16 protein-coding genes are annotated in these 20,494 nt (G+C 44.5%); 8 read left to right on the forward strand and 8 right to left on the reverse strand.

Features of this window, described 5'->3' with window-relative positions; all coding sequences use genetic code 11:
* Positions 1 to 69: 69 nt before the first annotated feature.
* Together ligD and GO495_RS07040 are read right to left on the reverse strand one after the other, a co-directional pair.
* Positions 70 to 2,859, reverse strand: a complete 2,790-nt coding sequence (gene ligD / locus GO495_RS07035) for a DNA ligase D (protein WP_157298964.1) — start codon at positions 2,857 to 2,859, stop codon at positions 70 to 72.
* A gap of 109 nt (positions 2,860 to 2,968) precedes the next feature.
* Positions 2,969 to 4,096: a TlpA disulfide reductase family protein gene (locus GO495_RS07040; protein WP_157298965.1), complete on the reverse strand. Its 1,128-nt coding sequence runs from the start codon at positions 4,094 to 4,096 to the stop codon at positions 2,969 to 2,971.
* Between the two features lie 378 nt (positions 4,097 to 4,474).
* Between GO495_RS07040 and GO495_RS07045 the strand changes: the two genes are divergently transcribed.
* Positions 4,475 to 4,840: a hypothetical protein gene (locus GO495_RS07045; protein WP_157298966.1), complete on the forward strand. Its 366-nt coding sequence runs from the start codon at positions 4,475 to 4,477 to the stop codon at positions 4,838 to 4,840.
* Positions 4,841 to 4,938: 98 nt separating this feature from the next.
* Here the strand turns inward: GO495_RS07045 and GO495_RS07050 are convergent, their stop codons facing one another.
* Together GO495_RS07050 and GO495_RS07055 are read right to left on the reverse strand one after the other, a co-directional pair.
* Positions 4,939 to 5,778, reverse strand: a complete 840-nt coding sequence (locus GO495_RS07050; RefSeq protein ID WP_157298967.1) for an SDR family NAD(P)-dependent oxidoreductase — start codon at positions 5,776 to 5,778, stop codon at positions 4,939 to 4,941.
* An 80-nt stretch (positions 5,779 to 5,858) separates the two neighbouring features.
* A complete protein-coding gene (locus GO495_RS07055; RefSeq protein WP_157298968.1) occupies positions 5,859 to 6,764 on the reverse strand; it encodes a helix-turn-helix domain-containing protein in 906 nt (301 codons plus the stop codon).
* A 244-nt stretch (positions 6,765 to 7,008) separates the two neighbouring features.
* Here GO495_RS07055 and GO495_RS07060 point away from each other — a divergent pair, with 244 nt between their 5' ends.
* On the forward strand, positions 7,009 to 7,371 hold the full coding sequence (locus tag GO495_RS07060; protein ID WP_157298969.1) for a hypothetical protein: 363 nt from the start codon (positions 7,009 to 7,011) through the stop codon (positions 7,369 to 7,371).
* Here the strand turns inward: GO495_RS07060 and GO495_RS07065 are convergent.
* From GO495_RS07065 to GO495_RS07075, 3 genes are all read right to left on the reverse strand, one after another.
* Positions 7,337 to 7,837 carry a hypothetical protein gene (locus GO495_RS07065; protein WP_157298970.1) on the reverse strand — a complete coding sequence of 167 codons (501 nt, stop codon included), beginning with the start codon at positions 7,835 to 7,837 and terminating at the stop codon, positions 7,337 to 7,339. The two genes, GO495_RS07060 and GO495_RS07065, sit on opposite strands and share 35 nt — an antisense overlap.
* Positions 7,838 to 8,167: 330 nt before the next feature.
* Entirely contained in the window at positions 8,168 to 8,485 is a 318-nt protein-coding gene (locus tag GO495_RS07070) for a hypothetical protein (protein WP_157298971.1), read from the reverse strand.
* Positions 8,485 to 9,201 carry a DUF899 domain-containing protein gene (locus GO495_RS07075; protein WP_157298972.1) on the reverse strand — a complete coding sequence of 239 codons (717 nt, stop codon included), beginning with the start codon at positions 9,199 to 9,201 and terminating at the stop codon, positions 8,485 to 8,487. The genes GO495_RS07070 and GO495_RS07075 overlap by 1 nt, the downstream gene beginning before the upstream one ends.
* A 125-nt stretch (positions 9,202 to 9,326) precedes the next feature.
* Here GO495_RS07075 and GO495_RS07080 point away from each other — a divergent pair, with 125 nt between their 5' ends.
* From GO495_RS07080 to GO495_RS07105, 6 genes are all read left to right on the forward strand, one after another.
* Positions 9,327 to 10,436, forward strand: a complete 1,110-nt coding sequence (locus tag GO495_RS07080) for an acetate/propionate family kinase (RefSeq protein ID WP_157298973.1) — start codon at positions 9,327 to 9,329, stop codon at positions 10,434 to 10,436.
* A 9-nt stretch (positions 10,437 to 10,445) separates the two neighbouring features.
* On the forward strand, positions 10,446 to 12,836 hold the full coding sequence (locus tag GO495_RS07085; protein WP_157298974.1) for a phosphoketolase family protein: 2,391 nt from the start codon (positions 10,446 to 10,448) through the stop codon (positions 12,834 to 12,836).
* 535 nt (positions 12,837 to 13,371) lie between these two features.
* Positions 13,372 to 14,394: an efflux RND transporter periplasmic adaptor subunit gene (locus GO495_RS07090; RefSeq protein WP_157298975.1), complete on the forward strand. Its 1,023-nt coding sequence runs from the start codon at positions 13,372 to 13,374 to the stop codon at positions 14,392 to 14,394.
* A 3-nt stretch (positions 14,395 to 14,397) separates the two neighbouring features.
* Positions 14,398 to 17,457: an efflux RND transporter permease subunit gene (locus tag GO495_RS07095; RefSeq protein WP_157298976.1), complete on the forward strand. Its 3,060-nt coding sequence runs from the start codon at positions 14,398 to 14,400 to the stop codon at positions 17,455 to 17,457.
* Positions 17,444 to 18,745 carry a TolC family protein gene (locus GO495_RS07100; RefSeq protein ID WP_157298977.1) on the forward strand — a complete coding sequence of 434 codons (1,302 nt, stop codon included), beginning with the start codon at positions 17,444 to 17,446 and terminating at the stop codon, positions 18,743 to 18,745. Before GO495_RS07095 ends, GO495_RS07100 begins: the two co-directional genes overlap by 14 nt.
* A gap of 138 nt (positions 18,746 to 18,883) precedes the next feature.
* On the forward strand, positions 18,884 to 20,143 hold the full coding sequence (locus GO495_RS07105; protein WP_157298978.1) for a Na+/H+ antiporter: 1,260 nt from the start codon (positions 18,884 to 18,886) through the stop codon (positions 20,141 to 20,143).
* On the opposite strand, the gene GO495_RS07110 is transcribed toward GO495_RS07105, so the two are convergent.
* Positions 20,137 to 20,373 (reverse strand): hypothetical protein, encoded by a 237-nt coding sequence (locus tag GO495_RS07110; RefSeq protein ID WP_089786018.1) that lies wholly within the window; start codon positions 20,371 to 20,373, stop codon positions 20,137 to 20,139. The two genes, GO495_RS07105 and GO495_RS07110, sit on opposite strands and share 7 nt — an antisense overlap.
* Between the last annotated feature and the right edge of the window lie 121 nt (positions 20,374 to 20,494).

A 20,494-nucleotide genomic window follows, 5' to 3' on the forward strand; every position in this document is an offset into this window, starting at 1 on the left:
CTTTACAGGTAAGGCATTAAATATATCCTATTGAAGGATGATTTAATTTCAATTTCGTTAGCGACGTGTTTATAGCAGACCCTGTACCTTAGGAAGGATTTTATTTAAATCAATTCCTTTACCCAATACACCCTTTAAAATATCCCCGGTCTCTGTTATCCGGTCTCTCATATTAAAGATGTTAAAATCGGACATTTTAAGTCCTTTCTTTACTTCGCTCCAATCAAGCGGCGCAGAAGCTGTGGCCCCGGGTTTGGGACGTAAAGAATAAGGGGCGGCGATCGTCTGTATCTGCCGGTTCTGTAAGAAATCAAGATAGATCAATCCTTTTCTTTTAGCCGGACTTCTTTCTACACTGGTCGTTTTGGGCAATTGTTTATTCACTATCCCCACAATCAGTTCTGCCAGCATACGTGACTGATCATAACTATACTTCGCGCCAAGCGGTAGTAAAATATGCATACCGGTAGAACCGGAAGTTTTCACATAAGAAGTAGCGCCTGCGCTATCCAGTACATCTTTGATCACTAACGCAGTTTCAATGACCTGATCAAAAGGGTTCTGGTCCGGATCAAGGTCAATGACACACCAGTCGGGATTATCCGGCTTTTGCACCCGGCTGTGCCAGGGATGCATTTCTATACATCCAAGATTGGCCATATACAACAAAGAGGCTTCGTCTTTACATACAAGAAAATGTTTGGTCTCCCCATCAGATTCACTAACATAAGAGAACGTCTCTACCCAGTCTGCTACTTTCCCTTCCACATCTTTCTGATAAAAGCTCAATCCATCGATCCCATTGGGATACCGGTTTAATGACTGCGGTCTGTCTTTAAGATAGGGGAGGATGAATTCGGCAATATTTGCGTAATAATTCAGCATATCCCTTTTCGTGATCTTTTCTTTAGGCCAGTATATTTTATCGAGATTGGTAAACTTTAATTGTTTACTGTTAATGGTGAGAGTGATTTCCTTCTGATCTTCTGAAAGTAGTTTTTCAGAGGAAGAAGATCCGCTTTTCTTTGCAGGCGCTTTCATGGCTACTTTTTTAGCAAGTTTACTTTCGGCTTTTGCTGTTTGTTTTTTGCTTTCAGGAGTCGCTTTTTTTTTAGCATTTACGCTCCCGGCACTCTTATTCTTGGGTGCTTTTACTACTTTTTCATTCTTTTCATTCGCGGCCTGTTTATCCTCTCTTAATCCTAAAAAGATAGGCTGGCGTAAAATCCCGTCTGAGGTTACTTCTGCAAATTTCACTTCACAAACCAGCGCTGGCCGCAACCAGGTGACCGGCATATTCGTCTTAGGCGTCTTCTTAAAAGGACTTTCATCCGTAATTAAATCCTGAAACCTGTCGTACAGGTCTTTCAGACTTTGTTCATTAAATCCCCCGCCCGTATGCCCGATATAAGTAAGCGTACTCCCTTTATATTTCCCCAGGATCAATGCGCCAAAATGTTTCCGGCTATTCCGTCCTTGCGTATAACCACATATAATGGCTTCCATTTTCTGGTTATTCTTGATCTTCAACCAGCTTTGTGACCGGGTATCAATAGCATAAGTACTATCAGCTCTCTTTGCCATCACACCTTCCAGTCCTTTGTCGGTAGCAGCATGGAAGAAATCGGTTCCTTTACCGGTAATATGATCACTAAAATGAATCACCTCACTATCTTCAGGAAGTATATTTTGTAATATTTGTTTCCTTTCTGTTAATGGCAGATCGGTATAATCTTTCCCATCATACCAGAGTAAATCGAACACATAATATACTAATCTCGCCTGCTTCCCGTTTTTTACATAATTCTGCAGCGCCTGAAAGTCGGGATTACCAGTATCATTGATCGCAACGATCTCTCCGTCTACGACTGCGTTTACTTTCCAGTCTTTCAGGGCATCAACGATCACCGGGAATTTCGTATTAAAAGAAATCAGTTTCCTGGATAACAGGTTTACTTTTCCATTAGATAGATAACTGATCGCCCTGTACCCATCCCACTTAATCTCATATATCCAGTCATCATTATCAAAAGGCTTATCCGTCAGCGTAGCTAACATAGGCTTTACAGCCTCCGGCATTTTAGCGCGTTTCCCTTTCTTAAGTAAATCATTCACCGGCGGGGCTGGATCATCAGCATCTTCAATATCATCCGAAGGGGCTTTCAACGCTTTCTTACCTCTCACTGCCTTTGTCGCACTTACTACGGCCTTTTTACTGGCCGCGGCCTTCATCGCGGCCTTACTCACTGCCGCCTTTTTTCCACTCATCCACACATTCCCCGAAGTGGCCGCTACCTCCTCCACCGTTTTCCCCGAAACCACCGACTTATCCTTTTTAGTGATATCCTCAGTAGAAGCATATTTATCTTTCAGCTTCATCAGCAACCAGCTATTTTCCCCACGACCGGAAGCTTTTACCAGCGCCCAGGTGCCTTTCAGCTTCTTCCCGTACAAGGTGAATTTCAACTTCCCCTCCGAAAGCTGCTGCAGCAGTTCTTTCTCCTGTACCTTTTTATCATCAGAAATCACGTCCGCAGAGGTATAAGTCCCCTCATCCCACACAATCACCGTCCCTGCCCCATAATTCCCTTCGGGGATGGTCCCTTCAAAATTCCGGTAATCATAAGGATGATCTTCCACCATCATCGCCAGACGCTTGACAGAAGGGTCCGTAGAAGGGCCTTTAGGCACGGCCCAGCTCTTGAGTACGCCCTTCATTTCCAGCCTGAAATCATAATGGAGATGCGATGCATGATGCTTCTGTACCACAAAGCGTAGATCATTATCCTTACTCTTACCCCCTTTAGGTTCGGGCGTTTCGCTAAAAGACCGCTTTTGTTTATATTTTGCAAGGGTCATGGCAGTACATTTACTATAACTGCGTAAATTTCATGCCGCAATCATCTAAAACGAAAAAGGCCGCCAAAAATGGCAGCCTTTTCTCACTTGACAATCTTAAAAATATGTACTATTGAGCAAGAACACTTATTAATTTATCCTTCAGGTCACTACCCTTTAAGTTACGGGCAACGATATTTCCTGCAGGATCTATCAGCACATTCTGTGGTACTGAAGTCACATCATATAATCCGGCTACCTCATTCTTCATATATTTCAGGTCACTTAACTGCAACCAGGTGGTACCATCCTGCTGAATCGCTTCCAGCCAGCTATCTTTACGCTCTTCCATTCCAATACCGATCACTGTGAAATTCTTTCCTTTGAACTGTTTGAACGTCTCTTTCATTTCCACGTTATTTGCCCTGGATGTAGGAGACCAACTGGCCCAGAAAACAAGCAACACATACTTACCTTTGAAAGAAGACAGCGACACTTTATTACCATCTGTATCTTTTTGTGTAAAATCAGGAGCTGTAGTACCTACTGCTGTAGTCTTGAACTGATTCATCTTTTTCAGAAAAAGCTTCCCTCTTGCAGATTGCTGTGTACGATCGCTCAACGCAGCATAAGCAGGTTCCACATCCTGATAGTCAATGAAATGACCGGCGTATTCTTCCAGTATATCCAGACTGATATACATATCACGGTACGTCAGCACAAACTCCTTCATCATTTTTCTCTTCTCATCCATGGCCGCACGGAAGCGCTCCATGTAGTTCCTGCGTGCTGCCGTATCTTTCTTCGCGTTGCTGGAAGAACCTTCCAGCGCTAAAGCATTTAACTTAGCTTCTACAGGGGCCATATAAGCCTGGTACACCTTGTAATCTTCCTGGGATTTAGATCCGCTTGATTCAAAATTGACAATGTCTTCATTAGATGTTAACCAGATAGTTGCGCCTGGTTCAACATACAAACGCGCGATGTTATTGCCGTCAAAAAAACTTTTTGGTTCTCCGTCCTTACTTACTGAAAAGATAGCACATACAGGATAATTAGTGTAGTGCACCATTTCGAAAGTACCATTGTTAATGTCTGCAGAATCATATACAGCCTTACCATCCACACTGTAACCGATGTAAACTTTAGCTGGTGCTTTCAGACTACCTAACTTTCCCTTGATAGTGAAAGGCACCTGTGCAATAGCGGACAAAGACATACAACATACCGCCAGAACCGTTAAACTTCTTTTAATCATTCTATTTACTCTTTAGAAAAACTATTGTTCACTGTTCGAAAAATAATCCCTTTGTATATAAGACAACTTTTTACATGTGATATGCGTACAAGCTTTAAAAAAAAATCTAACATATATATTTTGGCTGTTTAGTACTCATAAATATTAGGGATATAAGAAATGTGGCAACAGCGTGGTCTAAAGCGGGTTAGACGAAAAACTACTCAAGTTCCCGTTTTGCTACCGAGGGAGATAAATGACTGAAAATCCATCACTTAATTTTTCTTGCTTAAAATAAATGGCAATAACTCCACTTATATAGAAAATATTTTATGTAATTATTTAAATAAATGTTAAATTGTATGAAGAAGGCAGATTATTAATATACAATTAGAATCTATGAAGAAACTATTACTATCCCTGGTTGTCATCGCTGTCGCATGTACGCTCTTTTCATTTACTGTTTTACAGAAAAAACCTGCTACACCAACTGTTACTGAAATCGGTTATCAGAAAGATGGCTCTTACCTTTATACTTTTTACGCAGATCTGTCAAAGGCTTCTCCGAATCCAATCACCTATATGCAGGTGCAGAAAGTTACTAATGGTAAAGTGCTGACATTGGACGATTTCTCCGGTACGGTACTTTTCCAGAAATCCCAGAAATTTACTATCAACAACAAAGTGACTGTTTCATTTTATGATGGAGATAAATTGGTCTCTAAAGATCTGAAAGGATTAATAGAAGGCGGAATTTTACCTTAATCATTTACCCGATATTCTGAACGATAAGATATAAAAGAAGCGGGAGTCTCTATAGAGACTCCCGCTTCTTTTATATCCGGTATGTTTCACACTATGAACTAAAAATCAGTAGCGGTGGCCAGAGATCTCAATCTCTCCGTATCCTTCTTCACGGCATCTATCTTTACATCTATCAGCTTATAAGCATCCGTACCTAAGAACAGATGTACAGGCGGGTTGGGCTCTTCCGCAACTTTTATCAGAAGCTCCGCTGCTTTTTCAGGATCTCCGGGCTGATTACCATTAATCTCATTCTGATGCAGTGCCTGTGAATCCCGGGCTGTCTGATAAACATCCAGCTGTTTGGCAGATAAAAGCAAAGAATCCTGAGATAAGAAATCAGTACGGAAATAACCGGGATACACTGCCGTTCCATATACATTAAAAGGTAATGCTTCCGCAGCAAAAGACTCCGTCAAACCTGCTACCGCAAATTTTGAAGAAATATAACTGGACCATCCCGGGAAGTTCCCGATGAATCCCCCTACAGAAGAGATATTATACACCCTGCCGGACATTTGCGCACGTAGCTGTGGCATCACATTGCGGAGCACATTCAACAAACCGAATACATTGATATCAAAGTTCTTGCGCACTTCAGCATCGCTCATTTCTTCAATGGCGCCCAGTTGTCCGTAACCGGCATTATTCACCACTACGTCAATGGTGCCGAATTTCGCCAGCGTATCATCAATTGCTTTCTTTACGCTCTGCTCGTCTGTCAGACTCACTTCCAGCGGAAGGAAATTATCTGAAGCGGCAATACCTACTGCTTTGATTAACGCATCAGCGGTCCTTGAAGTAGCTGCTACCTTATATCCCGTTGCAAGGAGTTTCTTTGTGATTGCAAGTCCGAGGCCTTTGGATGCGCCTGTAACTAACCATACTTTGTTGCTCATAATTTTTAAATATTATGATACAAAGGTAGATGGGAAGCAAGCCCTGATCATTGTACAAACCAAACGAAAAACTGTAAAAATCAAACAATAGCCATTCTGAACGACTTGGGAGTGATCTGTGTGTTCTTTTTAAAGAAGTTAATAAAGTGGGGGAGTTCCTCAAATCCCAGACACCAGGCAATCTCTGAAATATTCCAGTCGGTATGCTTCAGTAATGCCCTGGCTTCCTGCACGATCCTTTCCGCTATCAGCTGGGAGGTCGTTTTACCGGTCACTTCTTTCAAAGCCCGGTTTAAATGGTTCACATGTACCGCCAGCTGACCGGCAAACTCTGTGGGGGAACGGAAGCCCACCTGCTGCATAGGGGATTCTATAGGGAACTGTCTTTCAAGTAGTTCCATAAACAATGAAGCCACCCTCGTAGAGGCATTGGAACTTGTATACAAGGTAGCAGTAGCCGGTTGCATCTTCTGGGCGCTATGTACCAGTTCAAACACCAGGTTCCTCAATACATCATATTTATAGGTATAATCCGAGTTGATCTCCACGAACATCCTTTCAAAAATATCCCTGATATGCATTGCCTCTTCCTCCGGCAGATCGAAAATAGGATTGCCGCCCGGCTTAAATACCGGGTACTCTTTCAGATTCCCAAACTGGCTAAAGAACGCATCCGTAAAAATGCAAAAAACGCCGGACTGTGTATCTTCCAGTTGTTCCCAGTTATATGGAATATGCGGATTGGCAAACAATAGGGCCCGTTCATTGATTTCCACTATCTTATCTGCATAATGAATCCTCGTCTTCCCGATAATCAGGCTTATTTTAAAGAAATCCTTGCGGCTATAAGGTAACGGCCTTCCCGTATGCGCGGCAAAATCCTCGATCCTGAACACATTGAAATGCCCCATTTCCTTTTGCAGGTTATCCGGCATCCAGTTCATCTTGGATTGATAAAATTCCTCGATAGATTGCATTTTCTCCATACGATAAAGTTACAAAAATCAAACAGGCCCGCAAAGTGGTAGTGTCTCAGTTTGATTACATGATCTTCGTGCCCGATGTTATTGATCGGTAAATACACCTTATCTGACGTGAATATCAGGTGAAGCTAAATTGAAAAACAAATCCCGGACCCATATTCCAAAGCTACATCAGAGAACTAATCAATAACATCTCTGTCATAACACACTATCTGCAAAATGCTAATAAGAACGTAATTTGCAGCCTATGTCAGTAGCAATGGATATTATCCGGGCCTTAGACCCGTCGGGATTGGAACGTTTTAAAATAAACCTGGATACACCTGCTCCAAAGGAGAAAATAGGAGAGGTATGGACCATAAAGGTAGTGCCGCACGAAAAGGCGGAAGTCAGCAGGAAGGAATTCAATAAACTGTTTGATAACAATAAGGCGTCAAAATCCTGGGTAGTGGAGAGCAAACCCGAAGCAATTGCTGTATTACAGGAAGTATACCAGCAGTTTGCAGATAAATTAACGACGCCTTTCAACGAAAAGCAACTGAATATAGAAGATTTGCCAGACGTTGGGCGTTATACTATCCTGATCCATATTGCGGATGTATGGGAGTAGCTGTTAGTGGCAGCATGGATGCTCCGTGTCTGAAGCATACCTGAAGCATAGATGCGCCGTATCTGCGCCGTATTAACCGCGCACTTTGCCGTATAAGGGGTATTTTAAATAAAGGCTTAACTGTTTCAGCAGGTGGTTTCAGATACTCTTTAGTCAGCTTCTCTCTCACATCTTCGGCAGAAAGCCCTTGTTTCAGCCATAAAATGGCCTTCCCGGTCATTTCCCTGTATAACGCAAACACCTTCACAGGAAGCTGCCTGTACACAAAAGAGGCAATCCCGGCTGCGATCTTTAATCGCATCGAACTATCCCTGAAACCCTTAAAAGCGCGGTCTTTTTTAATCCTTTTACCGGTAATAGAGCTTTGCATCCGCACATAGTAATTCCCGTCCTGTAATTGATATACAGTAAGGCCATCTCTTGTACCCGTAAAAGGGGGAGGAGTACTCCCTACCCACTTTGCCATAAACAGTTTTATTTTTGGTAGTACTTCAGTTTGATTACATCATCTTCGCGCCAGTTGTTATTGATTATAAATACGTGAATATCAGGTGAAGTTAAATTGAAAAACAAATCCTGAACCCATATTCCAAAGCTAAATCAGAGAACTAAACAGTCAGATCCAGTGTATTTATAATCAATAACAACTGGTAATCTACGCTAAGTCACTACCTTATCTCTCTAAATTTACGGATAATATCCGGTATAGATTCGCTCTTACCGCGCACTTTTTAAAGACGGAAAAGCAAGACAGGGCCTCATCCTTCGTTAAGGAACGTAAGATCTCTATATCTTATCAGAATAAAAATAAAACGACACCTCCGGTGAAGGCGGTGAGTAAAAGAGTCAACCGGTTAGCCTTAATAAGCTGATCTCCCGAAGGATAAATTTTCAGACAGATATACCTCGCCGTGAGATAAGACAGGGAAGACACACAAAGTACTAATAAAAATAACCTCAGATAAGTGGCAACAGGCACAGACAATCCGATCCCTGTGCCTAATGCCACATAGGCTGCCAGGCATAACGGGCACTTGGGAATAAGTACCAGTACGATCCCCGGCAATAGCCAGCGTTTAGTAGAAGGCTGTTTAATATGACAGCAACCGTTCATTAGTGACAACAGGAAGATTGTGCAGGAGCGGCTTCATATTTATCATGATGTTTCATCCAACTGCCCATATCTCCTTCTTCATTCCTGCCCTTCGGCATCAGATCGAGAATACCATAAGTACCGATCACCTGCTCTACTCCTCTTCCAAAAGAAGAATAGGTATGATAAATAGTGCCATCCTCATCTTTATAAAAAGTACTGATACCCGGTAATTCTTCTCCTGTCCATTTGATTGTGTCATAATTATAATTTACCTGGTCGGCCTTCTCAAAAGAGACATGATAATCAAAATTAAAATCATTTTCGTTGGATGATACCCAGTTGAAGGTCCATCCCATTCTCTTTTTAAAAGCAAGTATTTCAGGTAACGTTGCCCGGGACACAACAACTACAGACACATCATGATGCTCCAGATGAGGTAATGTGCCATCAAGATGATCTGCCATAAAGGAACAACCGGGGCATCCTTCTTTCCATCCCGGTCCCAGCATAAAATGCTGCAAAAACAACTGACTGTTACCCTTAAAAAGATCAGATAGGGACTGTTTCCCTTCCGTAGTATCAAAAATGTATTCTTTCTCTACTTTCACCCTGGGTAACTGCTGGCGCAGCTGACTTAACTCATCTTTCAGATGTGTGAATTCCTTCTCTTTAACGAGGAGTTGCTTACGTGCAGCAATCCATTTTTCTTCAGAAACAACGGGCGTGTTTATCATAACAGGTGTTTTCACAAAGTTCCGATAGAATAGCAAATAAAATACAGGGTAAATGAGACATTATAAGGGGGGAGTTGAGACAATAATACATTTGATGGCCTGAAAGTTGATGCCATTTATCAACCATGAAGGATTGCATACTAACTATCAACGGAGGCTCGTCCAGTATCAAGTTTGCCTTGTACAAATCTCAGGAGAGACTGCTGCACGGGGAAATAGAACGCATCGGTATCGCAGGTACAACACTTAGCTGGAACAAAACAGAGCGTATCAACATAGCGGCAAAAGACCTTACCGCTGCTGCGGAATACCTTAGGACATGGCTGGAAAAGCAGGACGACTTTCCCGCGGTAAAAGCCATAGGACATAGAGTGGTATACGGTTTGCAACATACCAAAGCAGAAAGGATCACCCCGCAATTATTAGGGGAACTAAAGAAAAGCAGCCTGTTAGACCCCGAACATATGCCAGGTGAGATCAAACTCATAGAAGTCTTTATGAAACTGAATCTCCCACAGATCGCCTGTTTCGATACTTCCTTTCATGCAGGTATGCCCGCCATCGCAAAGTTATTACCCATTCCAAAGAAATATAATTTACAACGATACGGTTTTCATGGCCTCTCATATGCTTATTTAATGCAGGAGTTAGACAAAGATGCCGGTGATAAAACCATTCTCGCTCATCTGGGGAATGGTGCCAGCCTCGCTGCCATAAAAGAGGGGAAAAGTGTGGACACCACAATGGGATTTACCCCCACCTCCGGACTTCCCATGAGTACCCGTACGGGCGACCTCGACCCCGGTGTTGCCTGGTACCTGATGAATAAAGAAGAATTAACACCCAAACAATTCAATCACCTCATCAATCATGAATCCGGCTTGCTGGGTATCTCGGGCATCAGCCCGGATATGCGGGAATTAAGCAAACATACAGAAGGAAAAGAAGCCATCGCATTCTTCTGTTACCAGACAAGAAAATGGATAGGGGCCTATGCTGCTGTCCTGGGAGGATTGGACACATTGGTATTCGCAGGCGGAATAGGAGAGAACGCTGCAGCAGTAAGAGAAATGATCTGTGAAAACCTGGAGTTCCTGGGAATAAAATTAGACAAAGATAAAAACGAAAATAACGAACGACTCATATCTACCGGTAAAACAAATGTCTATGTCATTCACACGAACGAAGAATTAATGATAGCAAAGATGGTTTCTGATTTCTCATTTGAAGATTAATAAATTTTTATGGAAACAAAAGACATGCAACAAGTGAATCAATTATCCGCTGAAACACTCACGAAAATGCACGCTTACTGGCGGGCTGCAAATTATTTGTCCGTAGGACAAATATACCTGTTGGATAACCCTCTGCTTAAAAAACCCTTAACGCTGGAGCATATCAAACCCCGGCTCTTAGGTCACTGGGGCACAACTCCCGGCCTCAACTTCATCTATGTTCACCTCAACCGTATCATCAATCAGTATGATCTTAATATGGTCTACATTGCCGGTCCGGGACACGGTGGCCCGGGCATGGTGGCCAACACCTACCTGGAAGGTACTTACAGTGAATTCTTCCCCAACATCTCCGCAGATGCACTGGGCATGAAAAGACTCTTCAAACAGTTCTCCTTCCCGGGTGGTATCCCCAGTCATGCCGCTCCGGAAACTCCCGGCTCCATCAATGAAGGCGGTGAACTCGGGTACTCCTTACTGCACGCCTACGGTGCCGTCTTCGATAACCCGGGCCTCATCGTTGCCTGCGTAATAGGAGACGGTGAAGCGGAAACCGGATCACTGGCCGCCAGCTGGCACTCCAATAAATTCCTGAACCCCGTACATGATGGTGCGGTACTGCCCATCCTGCACCTCAACGGCTATAAGATCGCCAACCCAACGATCCTGGCTCGTATCCCCAGAGAAGAGCTGGAACAACTCTTTTACGGCTATGGCTACAAACCATATTTCGTGGAAGGGGAAGACCCGGAACAAGTTCACCGGCAGATGGCTGCAACCTTGGACACTATCGTCAACGAAATAAAAAACATCCAGGAATCCGCTCGCAGCAATGGCTTCACAGAACGCCCTCAATGGCCCATGATCATCATGGTGACTCCCAAAGGATGGACAGGCCCCAAAGAAGTAGATGGACTGAAAATAGAAGGCACCTGGAGGGCACACCAGGTTCCACTGGCAGAACTGAGAGAAAAACCGGAACATGTAAAGATCCTGGAAGAGTGGATGAAGAGTTACAAACCGGAAGAACTCTTCGATGAAAACGGGACTTTCAATGAAGAACTCGCTGCATTAGCGCCCAAAGATAAACGCCGTATGGGGGCTAACCCCAACGCTAACGGTGGTCTCCTCATGCACGATCTCAACATGCCCGAATTCAGGAAATATGCTATAGATGTTCCTAAACCCGGGAAAGTCACCGGCGAGGCGACCGTAATCATGGGCGCATTCGTCAGGGATGTCATGAAACTCAACTGGAAAAAACGCAACTTCCGGGTCTTTGGTCCGGACGAAACCGCTTCCAACCGCCTCTCTCATTTATTCGATCTCACCGGCAGGACCTTCACCGGCGAAATAGAAGAAACAGATGATCATATCTCCCCCGATGGCCGCGTGATGGAAGTCCTTAGCGAAAACCTCTGCCAGGGATGGCTGGAAGGTTACCTGCTTACCGGCAGGCACGGACTCTTCTCCTGTTACGAGGCATTCATCCACATCGTGGATTCCATGTTCAATCAACACGCTAAATGGCTGCAGGCTGCTAATAAAATATCCTGGCGGGCGCCGGTATCCTCACTCAACTACCTGCTTACTTCACATGTATGGCGACAGGATCACAACGGTAACAGTCACCAGGACCCCGGCTTCCTCGATATCGTTGTCAACAAAACAGCTGAAATCGTACGGATCTATCTGCCACCAGACGCCAACACATTGTTATCCGTTACAGACCATTGCCTCCGCAGCCGTAATTATATCAATGTAATTGTCGCCGGCGAACAACCCGAACTGCAATGGCTGGATATGGAAACCGCTGTGAAACACTGCACCGCCGGACTTGGTATATGGGAATGGGCCAGCAATGACGCGGGCCAGGAACCGGATGTTGTCATGGCCTGCGCCGGAGATGTGCCTACCCTGGAAACTATTGCCGCGGTAGAAATACTCCGTCAGCAATTCCCGGAACTAAAAGTGCGCGTGATCAACGTAGTAGACCTGATGACCCTGCAGCCTAAAACTGAACATCCGCATGGCCTCAGCGATAAAGAATTTGATGCGCTCTTCACAAAAGACAAACCCGTCATCTTCGCCTTTCACGGCTTCCCGTTGCTGATCCACCGCCTCACTTACCGCAGAACAAATCACGATAACCTGCACGTAAAAGGTTATATAGGCGAAGGGACCACTACCACACCTTTTGATATGGTAGTATTAAATGAACTGGACAGGTTCCACCTGGTAGGGGAAGTCATAGACCGGGTCCCCGGCCTTGGCTCACGGGGCGCCTACACCAAGCAATATATCCGCAATAAACTGCTGGATCACAGGGCATATGTCACCACCTACGGGGAAGATATGCCCGAGATCCGCAACTGGCAATGGAGACAGTCAAAAGGGTAGGTTGAATTTTATTTATGCTCAATTATATCTGGCAATCTATGCTGTCATAACTACCAAAGACTACGAAATAATATTCAATGCAAAAAGAATAGTCGTTATAAATAAAATGAACAGACCACCTAAAAACAGGTAGTCAGCAATATTCTCATATTTCCTGATATCGCCCCTGATAGAAAGAAAAGAAAGAATACAACTAGACATAAAAAAAACAATAGCGGCAGTCGTACTCTCATCGATTGCCGTTTTTTGTGAAATGTTAAGTAATTTTAAAGAGGTCAGCACCACAAAGCAAAGTCCTAACAAATTTGATGACGCATTCAATATATGCGGTGACTTATGATTATCCTTCATAGTTATCTAGTTGTTTTTTTTAATACATGTTCCACCGCCTAAAAAGACCATTTTCATTCATTTAACGATTCTTTTTGCCCGTCCGGCTACTAAAAACCGTCTCACCTTTTATGAAAAGTACCTTTAACGGAGAGATAAAATTATGGTTTTCGGAATGTAAGGCTTTGTTAAAATTTATCGTAATATGGGGCGCAGCGTACTATTTCTTTTAATTATTTTGAGTGCATGTCATAGTAAGAAACCGGATGCCAATAAGCGTAACGGCGCTCCGCCAACCGCCGATATCATGATCGCCAGGCCACAATCCGTCAGTAATATTGTAGAAGCTAATGGTACCGTTGTGGCCAATGAATTCGTACAGTTACACCCGGAAGCCAGCGGACGCATCACTTATCTGAATGTACCGGAAGGCGTGTTCGTAAACCAGGGAACTGTCATCGCCCGTATCAATGATGCCGACTTACAGGCGCAGCTCAGCAAATCAAAAGTACAGTTGGAACTGGCCATTAAAACAGAAGAACGCCTGAAAAAGTTGTTAGCCATCAATGGTATCAACCAGGCAGATTACGACTCCGCTCTCAACCAGTTACAAAGTATAAAAACAGATATCGCCTACTATCAGGCGCTCATCGATAAAACCGTGGTAAAGGCGCCTTTCTCCGGTACAGTGGGCTTGCGACTGGTAAGTATAGGGGCATATGTTACACCTGCAGATGTAATCGCCTCTATCCAGCAGTTAAACACACTGAAAATAGACTTTACACTCCCCGAATCATATGGGGCGCTTGTGCATAAAGGCAACGTGGTCACCATAGAAATGGATACGGAGGATACTGTAAAACAAAAGGCGACTATCATCGCTGTTGAACCACAGGCCAACACCACTACCCGTAATCTCAAAGTGCGGGCTACCTTGCAAAACACAAAAGCACATCCCGGCAGTTTCGTAAAAGTATATGTAGATGCCGGTGAAAATAAACATGCCATCATGCTGCCTGCCAATGTACTCATCCCTAATGATCAGAATAACCAGGTGGTGATACTGAGGAATGGCAAAGCAAAATTCGTAAACGTGGAGACCGGTATCAGACAGGCGTCCAATGTGGAAATTACAAAGGGTATCAGTGAAGGGGATTCTGTGTTGATTACCGGGGTATTGTTTGCAAGACCCGACGCGGTTATTAAAGTACTAAGTGTTAAGAACTAGCAGATGAATATATCGGAGTTGTCGCTTAAAAGACCGGTGCTTGCAACGGTAATGAACCTGGCTTTAATCCTTTTTGGTGTAGTGGGATTCACCTTCCTGGCCGTAAGAGATTATCCCGCTATTGATCCGCCTATTATTACAGTTTCCACTTCTTATACCGGTGCAAACGCAGATATCATAGAAAGTCAGATTACCGAACCACTGGAAAAACAGATCAATGGTATTCCCGGTATCAGGACCATCACCTCTTCCAGTTCCCTGGGCGCCAGCACCATCACGGTAGAGTTCAACCTGGGTATAGACCTGGAAGCGGCTGCCAGTGACGTTCGTGATAAGGTTAGCCAGGCTACCCGTAACCTGCCACAGGATATTGACGCGCCGCCGGTAGTAACGAAAGCAGATGCCAATGCCGACTTTATCGTGATCATGGCCGTGCAAAGCCGCACTAAAAGCCTGCTGCAATTAAGTGATTACACAGAGAACGTATTACAGCAACAGTTCCAGACCATCAACAATGTAAGCTCTATCAATATCCTCGGTCAGAAACGCTACTCCATGCGCATCTGGCTGAACCCTGATAAAATGAGTACGTACAACGTGGCCTTCACCGATATCCGTACCTCTCTCAACAATGAGAACGTAGACCTGCCCCCCGGTAAAATATATGGTGACAACACAGAGTTGACCATCCGCACCCTGGGCCGTCTCACTACTGAAAAACAATTCAGCGACCTGATAATAAGAGAAGATAGCAGCGGCATCGTGCGCCTCTCAGATGTGGCAAGAATAGAACTCGGTCCTGAGCAATACGAGCAAAGCTGGAAATACAACGGTGTTAACGCAGTAGGATTAGCCATCATCCCGCAGCCGGGCGCTAACAACATCCAGATAGCGAACGACTTTAACAAGCGCTTAAAAGAAATAGAAAAATCCAATAAAGATGATATCCAGTTCCGTGTACTGGTAGATAACACACGCAACATCCGCCTCTCTTTAAAAGAAGTACAGGAAACTCTACTGATCGCCTTCGGCCTGGTAGTACTCGTTATCTTCCTGTTCTTCCGTAACTGGCTCATTGCAATAAGACCGTTAATAGATATCCCGATATCACTCGTGGCTACCTTCTTCGTGATGTACATGGCAGGGTTCACCGTAAATATCTTAACATTATTAGGTATCGTACTGGCAACAGGGTTAGTGGTGGATGATGGTATCGTTGTCACGGAAAATATTTTCAGGAAGATAGAAGAAGGAATGTCTATCAAAGAAGCGGCACTGGAAGGTAGTAAAGAGATCTTCTTTGCGGTTATCTCTACCTCTATCACATTAGCAGTCGTGTTCCTGCCGGTGATCTTCTTACAGGGCTTCGTAGGCCGGCTGTTCCGCGAATTCGGGGTAGTGCTGGCAGCTGCCGTACTGATATCGGCTTTTGTATCACTGACCATCACACCTGTGCTAAACGTTGTCCTCAACAGGAAAAACGCTGAACACGGCTGGTTCTACAGGAAAACAGAACCTTTCTTCGTAGGCATGGAGAACGGGTATAGACGCCTGCTGGAAAAATTCATGAAACTACGCTGGACGGCATGGCTGATCATCGCGGCCTGTGGCGTGTTGATCGTACTAACAATGGGAGGCTTAAGAAGTGAGATCGCTCCGCTGGAAGATAGGAGCAGTATCCGTTTTAACATCACCGCAGCAGAAGGTACCAGCTTCGGTCACATGCAATCCATCACCGACAAAGTGTCCGACTACCTCTACGATTCCGTCCCTGAAAGGGACTTCGTGTTCAGCAGAACGCCCAGCGGCGCTGCTGGTGCGGTAAATGCTGCCCAGCCAAGGATCGGCCTCGTAGATCCTGAATTCCGTGATCGCAATCAGAATGATATCGCAACAGACCTGCAAAAGAAACTGAGCCGCTTTAACGAGGCCAGGATCTTCGCTATCCAGGAGCAAACCATTTCCGTAGGCTCCGGTTCCAAATCGTCAGTGCCGGTACAATTCGTGTTGCAGAACCTCGATCTCAATAAACTAAAAGAAGTCATTCCTAAATTCCTCGAAGAAGCACGTAATGATAAAACGTTCTCTAACGTGGACGTGGACCTGAAATTCAATAAACCTGAAGTACAACTGTCTGTAGACAGGACCAAGGTAAAAGACCTGGGACTTTCTACTGCTGATGTAATAGGTGCGGCACAATCTGCCTTCAGCGGCGGCAGGCTCGCGTATTTTATCATGAACGGTTACCAGTACCAGGTAATAGGACAGGTGGAACACAAAGACCGTAGCAAACCTTCCGACATAGAAAAGCTCTATGTAAGAAGCAGCAATGGCAGTAACATCCCACTGGATGCCGTGGTCCATTTACAGGAAAGCAGCAGCCCTTCTATCCTGTATCACTACAACAGGTATAAGTCCGCTACTATTTCTGCTTCCCTGGCGCCCGGTAATACGATCGGCGACGGTATCAATGCCATGCAGGCTATCGCTGCAAAAGTACTGGACCCTACTTTCCATACCTCTCTCGCCGGTTCTTCGAGAGACTATGCAGAAAGTTCTTCGAATACTGCTTTTGCTTTCGGGCTGGCGCTTGTTTTAATCTACCTGATACTGGCGGCACAGTTCGAAAGTTTCATCGATCCGCTGACAATTATGCTCACCGTGCCACTGGCACTGGCAGGGGCTTTGCTCAGTCTCTGGGTATTCGGGCAAACACTGAATATCTTCTCTGAAATAGGGATGATCATGCTCATAGGACTGGTAACCAAAAACGGTATCCTGATAGTGGAATTCGCGAATCAGAAAAGAGAGTCAGGCATGGACAAGGTGGAGGCAGTCATAGAAGCGGCGCAACAGCGTTTACGCCCCATCTTAATGACCAGCCTCGCTACCTCTCTCGGGGCATTACCGATCGCATTAAGTCTGGGTGCAGCAGCTGCCAGTCGCGTTCCATTAGGTATCGTGGTAGTAGGTGGGATCTTATTCTCACTGATCCTCACGCTGCTGGTAATACCTGCTGTATATACATTCATCTCCGGCAAACATAAATATGACCATAAGTAGCCTGAAATATATATTATTACTGTTCCCATCTTTAGCGATGGCACAGCAAAAGCTGGATCTGCCTGCAGCGATCAACCTGGCGTTGAAAAACAGCCTGGATATCCAGCTGTCGAAGAATAACCTGGAAGCAAACACCATCTACAACAACTACGGTGTAGCCGGTGGATTGCCGCTCATCACTGCTTCGGGTACGCAAACTTCGCAAAGCACAGATGTGAATCAGCGCCTGAATACCGGTGTTACGATAGAGCGCAATGGTACTACCACCAATACCTTAAACTCCGGACTGGGCGCTAGTGTACTGGTGTTTAACGGGCGCAGGGTAGTGGCGACCAAACAACGCCTGGCTACATTAGAGAAACTCAGTCAACGTGAACTGGATTCCATGATCATCAATGTGGTCGCTAACGTACAACTCAAATACTTCGATATCGTTCGTCAGCAGAGTTATGCCAGTACCCTGCAAACATCTATTGCAGTATCACAGCAAAAGTTAGACATCGTAAAAGCAAAGAGAGAACTGGGACTATCCAATGATGCAGACCTCTTCCAGGCACAGGTAGATATTAATACACAAAATCAGACCTTACAGGCACAACAACTGATCATCGATCAGGATAAAACGGACCTGCTCCGTCTCCTTACTTTAAACGCAGATTCGAGTATCCATGTCAGTGATACGATCATCATCGATAAGAACATTTCCCTGGATAGCGTATTAGCGAACATGGAAACAAAGAACCCCCGTTTACTGGCAGCAGACTTACAGATACGTATCAACGAATTGAGGGAAAGGGAAACCGCCGCACAGCGTTATCCTTCTTTAACACTGAACACGGGTTTCAACTACAACCGTACTGAAGCAGGGGCGGGTAACGTACTGTTCAACCAGAACTATGGCCCTTATATAGGCGCCGGCCTGGTAATCCCTATCTTCAATGGAACAGTATACCGCCGGCAGTCGCAGGTGGCTGCTATCAACACAAAAAATGCAAAGATCGAAAGGGATATCTATACAAGGGATTATACCGCCAACGTCATCAAGTTGTGGCAGTCATATACCAACAACCTGCAACAGATAGAGACTTCCGGTAATAATTATGAGCTCTCTTCCAAACTCCTTAACCTGGTATTACAACGTTTCCAGTTAGGACAGGCTACCATTGTAGATGTAAAAACCGCCCAGCAGAGTTTCGAGAACGCGGGTTATATACTGGTGAATTTATCCTATGCTGCAAAGGCTTCAGAGATTCAATTGAAGTTATTAGCTAATACATTAGATTATTAGATAATTTGTATATTTTAGAGGTTTTAAAAATTGTATCAGGAGGCATCCGATGGGTATTCTTAATCATATTGATACCTGTAATAGAAATCCTGATTGCTCATTATCTTCACCGGAAGCAATTAGCTAAAATTCAATAGTATGGATCAATATGGTATTATTTTATTACTCCTCGCAATCATGCTCGGGTTATCAGCAATTGCTGAAAAAATAAAACTGCCATACCCCATATTATTGGTGGCAGCAGGCATTGGTGTGGGTTTCATCCCCGGTATGCCCAAAATAGAGCTGGACCCGGCAATCGTATTCCTGCTGTTCCTGCCTCCTATGCTCTACGATGCTGCCTTCAACATCTCTCTTAAAGAATTCAAAAATAATATCAGTACCATCATGACCCTGGCCTTTACGCTGGTCTTCATGACAGCCACTGGTATAGCCGTGATGGTGCATTACCTCATTCCTGGTATGACATGGCCGCTCTCATTTGTCCTGGGTGCTATCCTGTCTGCGACAGATGCCGTAGCTGCTATGAGCATCACCAGGGGATTAGGGCTGTCACACAAAACCATGACCATCCTGGAAGGAGAAAGTCTCATCAACGATGCTTCCGGCCTGATTGCCTATCGCCTGGCAGTTGCGGCAATAGCCGGTTCTTCCTTCGTATTATGGAAAGCGGGGGTGCAATTCGTATTCTTAATCGTTGGTGGATACCTGGTAGGACTACTATTAGGCGTGATATTAACCTTCCTCTTAAAACATACCCATCGTAAAAGCGTTGTCGCCATCAGCTTCACTTTATTAATGCCATTCATCGCTTACCTGTTGGCAGAAGAATTACATGTATCCGGCGTTATTGCAGTAGTGGTGATCGGGTTCATGATCTCCAAACTCAGCAGAGTAAAGAATTTAGCGGGAGAGACGAGAGCATCCTATAAATCGATCTGGGAAATCATCGTATTCATATTGAACGGACTGATCTTCGTCCTGATAGGAATAGAATTCCCTTATGTTATCCGGAATATAGATGCGGCACTGATCTGGCCCCTGATAGGTTACAGTTTCCTGATTTGCCTGCTGGCATTGGCTATTCGCATGCTGAGGATCTTCCTGCAGCGGGTGAACCTCGAAAAAACGTTTCAGCGGAAAAGTATAGCCCGTCACAGGCGTGCATTGTTAAACTGGAAAGAATGCCTGATCATTGGCTGGTCCGGCATGCGGGGTATTGTATCGCTGGCCACAGCATTGGCTTTACCGCTAACATTAAGCGACGGCACAGCATTCCCGCAAAGAAATGTGATTATTTTTATCTCGGTGGTAGTGGTCCTGATCACACTGGTGGTACAGGGACTGAGTTTACCCCTGCTCGTCAGGTTCCTGAACGTTAAACATCAAAATCATTGAAGACCAGCAAGATGCTTACCGGTACTCTTAAAAATAATATTATCTACATCTTCAATTGTCAGCACGTTTTCCAGTGAGGCAAATTGCATGGGCAGCGGAGAAAATAACCACACACCTCCCTGAGGTACAACACCATATGCAGCATTACCTACTTCAATTTTATAATACTTCTTGGTCTCCTGGAACGCAAATCCATGCTCAATCAATATCTCCGGGCTGATCGGTCTCATGTATACTGTTTTTTGTAAATATAACGATTGTTTCATATAAATACTCCTTTTTAGACAAGCCAATCAGTAAACCCATTGAACCTAAATACGTAGATAATTGTTAATTAACCTGGACAATCAA

Source organism: Chitinophaga oryziterrae (assembly GCF_009758125.1).
GTDB classification, from domain to species: Bacteria; Bacteroidota; Bacteroidia; order Chitinophagales; family Chitinophagaceae; genus Chitinophaga; species Chitinophaga oryziterrae.

Coding starts and splice junctions, on each gene's coding strand:
- ligD (WP_157298964.1), bottom strand. CDS start 2,859: ATGACCCTTGCAAAATATAAACAAAAGCGGTCTTTTAGCGAAACGCCC.
- GO495_RS07040 (WP_157298965.1), bottom strand. CDS start 4,096: ATGATTAAAAGAAGTTTAACGGTTCTGGCGGTATGTTGTATGTCTTTG.
- GO495_RS07045 (WP_157298966.1), top strand. CDS start 4,475: ATGAAGAAACTATTACTATCCCTGGTTGTCATCGCTGTCGCATGTACG.
- GO495_RS07050 (WP_157298967.1), bottom strand. CDS start 5,778: ATGAGCAACAAAGTATGGTTAGTTACAGGCGCATCCAAAGGCCTCGGA.
- GO495_RS07055 (WP_157298968.1), bottom strand. CDS start 6,764: ATGGAGAAAATGCAATCTATCGAGGAATTTTATCAATCCAAGATGAAC.
- GO495_RS07060 (WP_157298969.1), top strand. CDS start 7,009: ATGTCAGTAGCAATGGATATTATCCGGGCCTTAGACCCGTCGGGATTG.
- GO495_RS07065 (WP_157298970.1), bottom strand. CDS start 7,837: ATGGCAAAGTGGGTAGGGAGTACTCCTCCCCCTTTTACGGGTACAAGA.
- GO495_RS07070 (WP_157298971.1), bottom strand. CDS start 8,485: ATGAACGGTTGCTGTCATATTAAACAGCCTTCTACTAAACGCTGGCTA.
- GO495_RS07075 (WP_157298972.1), bottom strand. CDS start 9,201: ATGATAAACACGCCCGTTGTTTCTGAAGAAAAATGGATTGCTGCACGT.
- GO495_RS07080 (WP_157298973.1), top strand. CDS start 9,327: ATGAAGGATTGCATACTAACTATCAACGGAGGCTCGTCCAGTATCAAG.
- GO495_RS07085 (WP_157298974.1), top strand. CDS start 10,446: ATGGAAACAAAAGACATGCAACAAGTGAATCAATTATCCGCTGAAACA.
- GO495_RS07090 (WP_157298975.1), top strand. CDS start 13,372: ATGGGGCGCAGCGTACTATTTCTTTTAATTATTTTGAGTGCATGTCAT.
- GO495_RS07095 (WP_157298976.1), top strand. CDS start 14,398: ATGAATATATCGGAGTTGTCGCTTAAAAGACCGGTGCTTGCAACGGTA.
- GO495_RS07100 (WP_157298977.1), top strand. CDS start 17,444: ATGACCATAAGTAGCCTGAAATATATATTATTACTGTTCCCATCTTTA.
- GO495_RS07105 (WP_157298978.1), top strand. CDS start 18,884: ATGGATCAATATGGTATTATTTTATTACTCCTCGCAATCATGCTCGGG.
- GO495_RS07110 (WP_089786018.1), bottom strand. CDS start 20,373: ATGAGACCGATCAGCCCGGAGATATTGATTGAGCATGGATTTGCGTTC.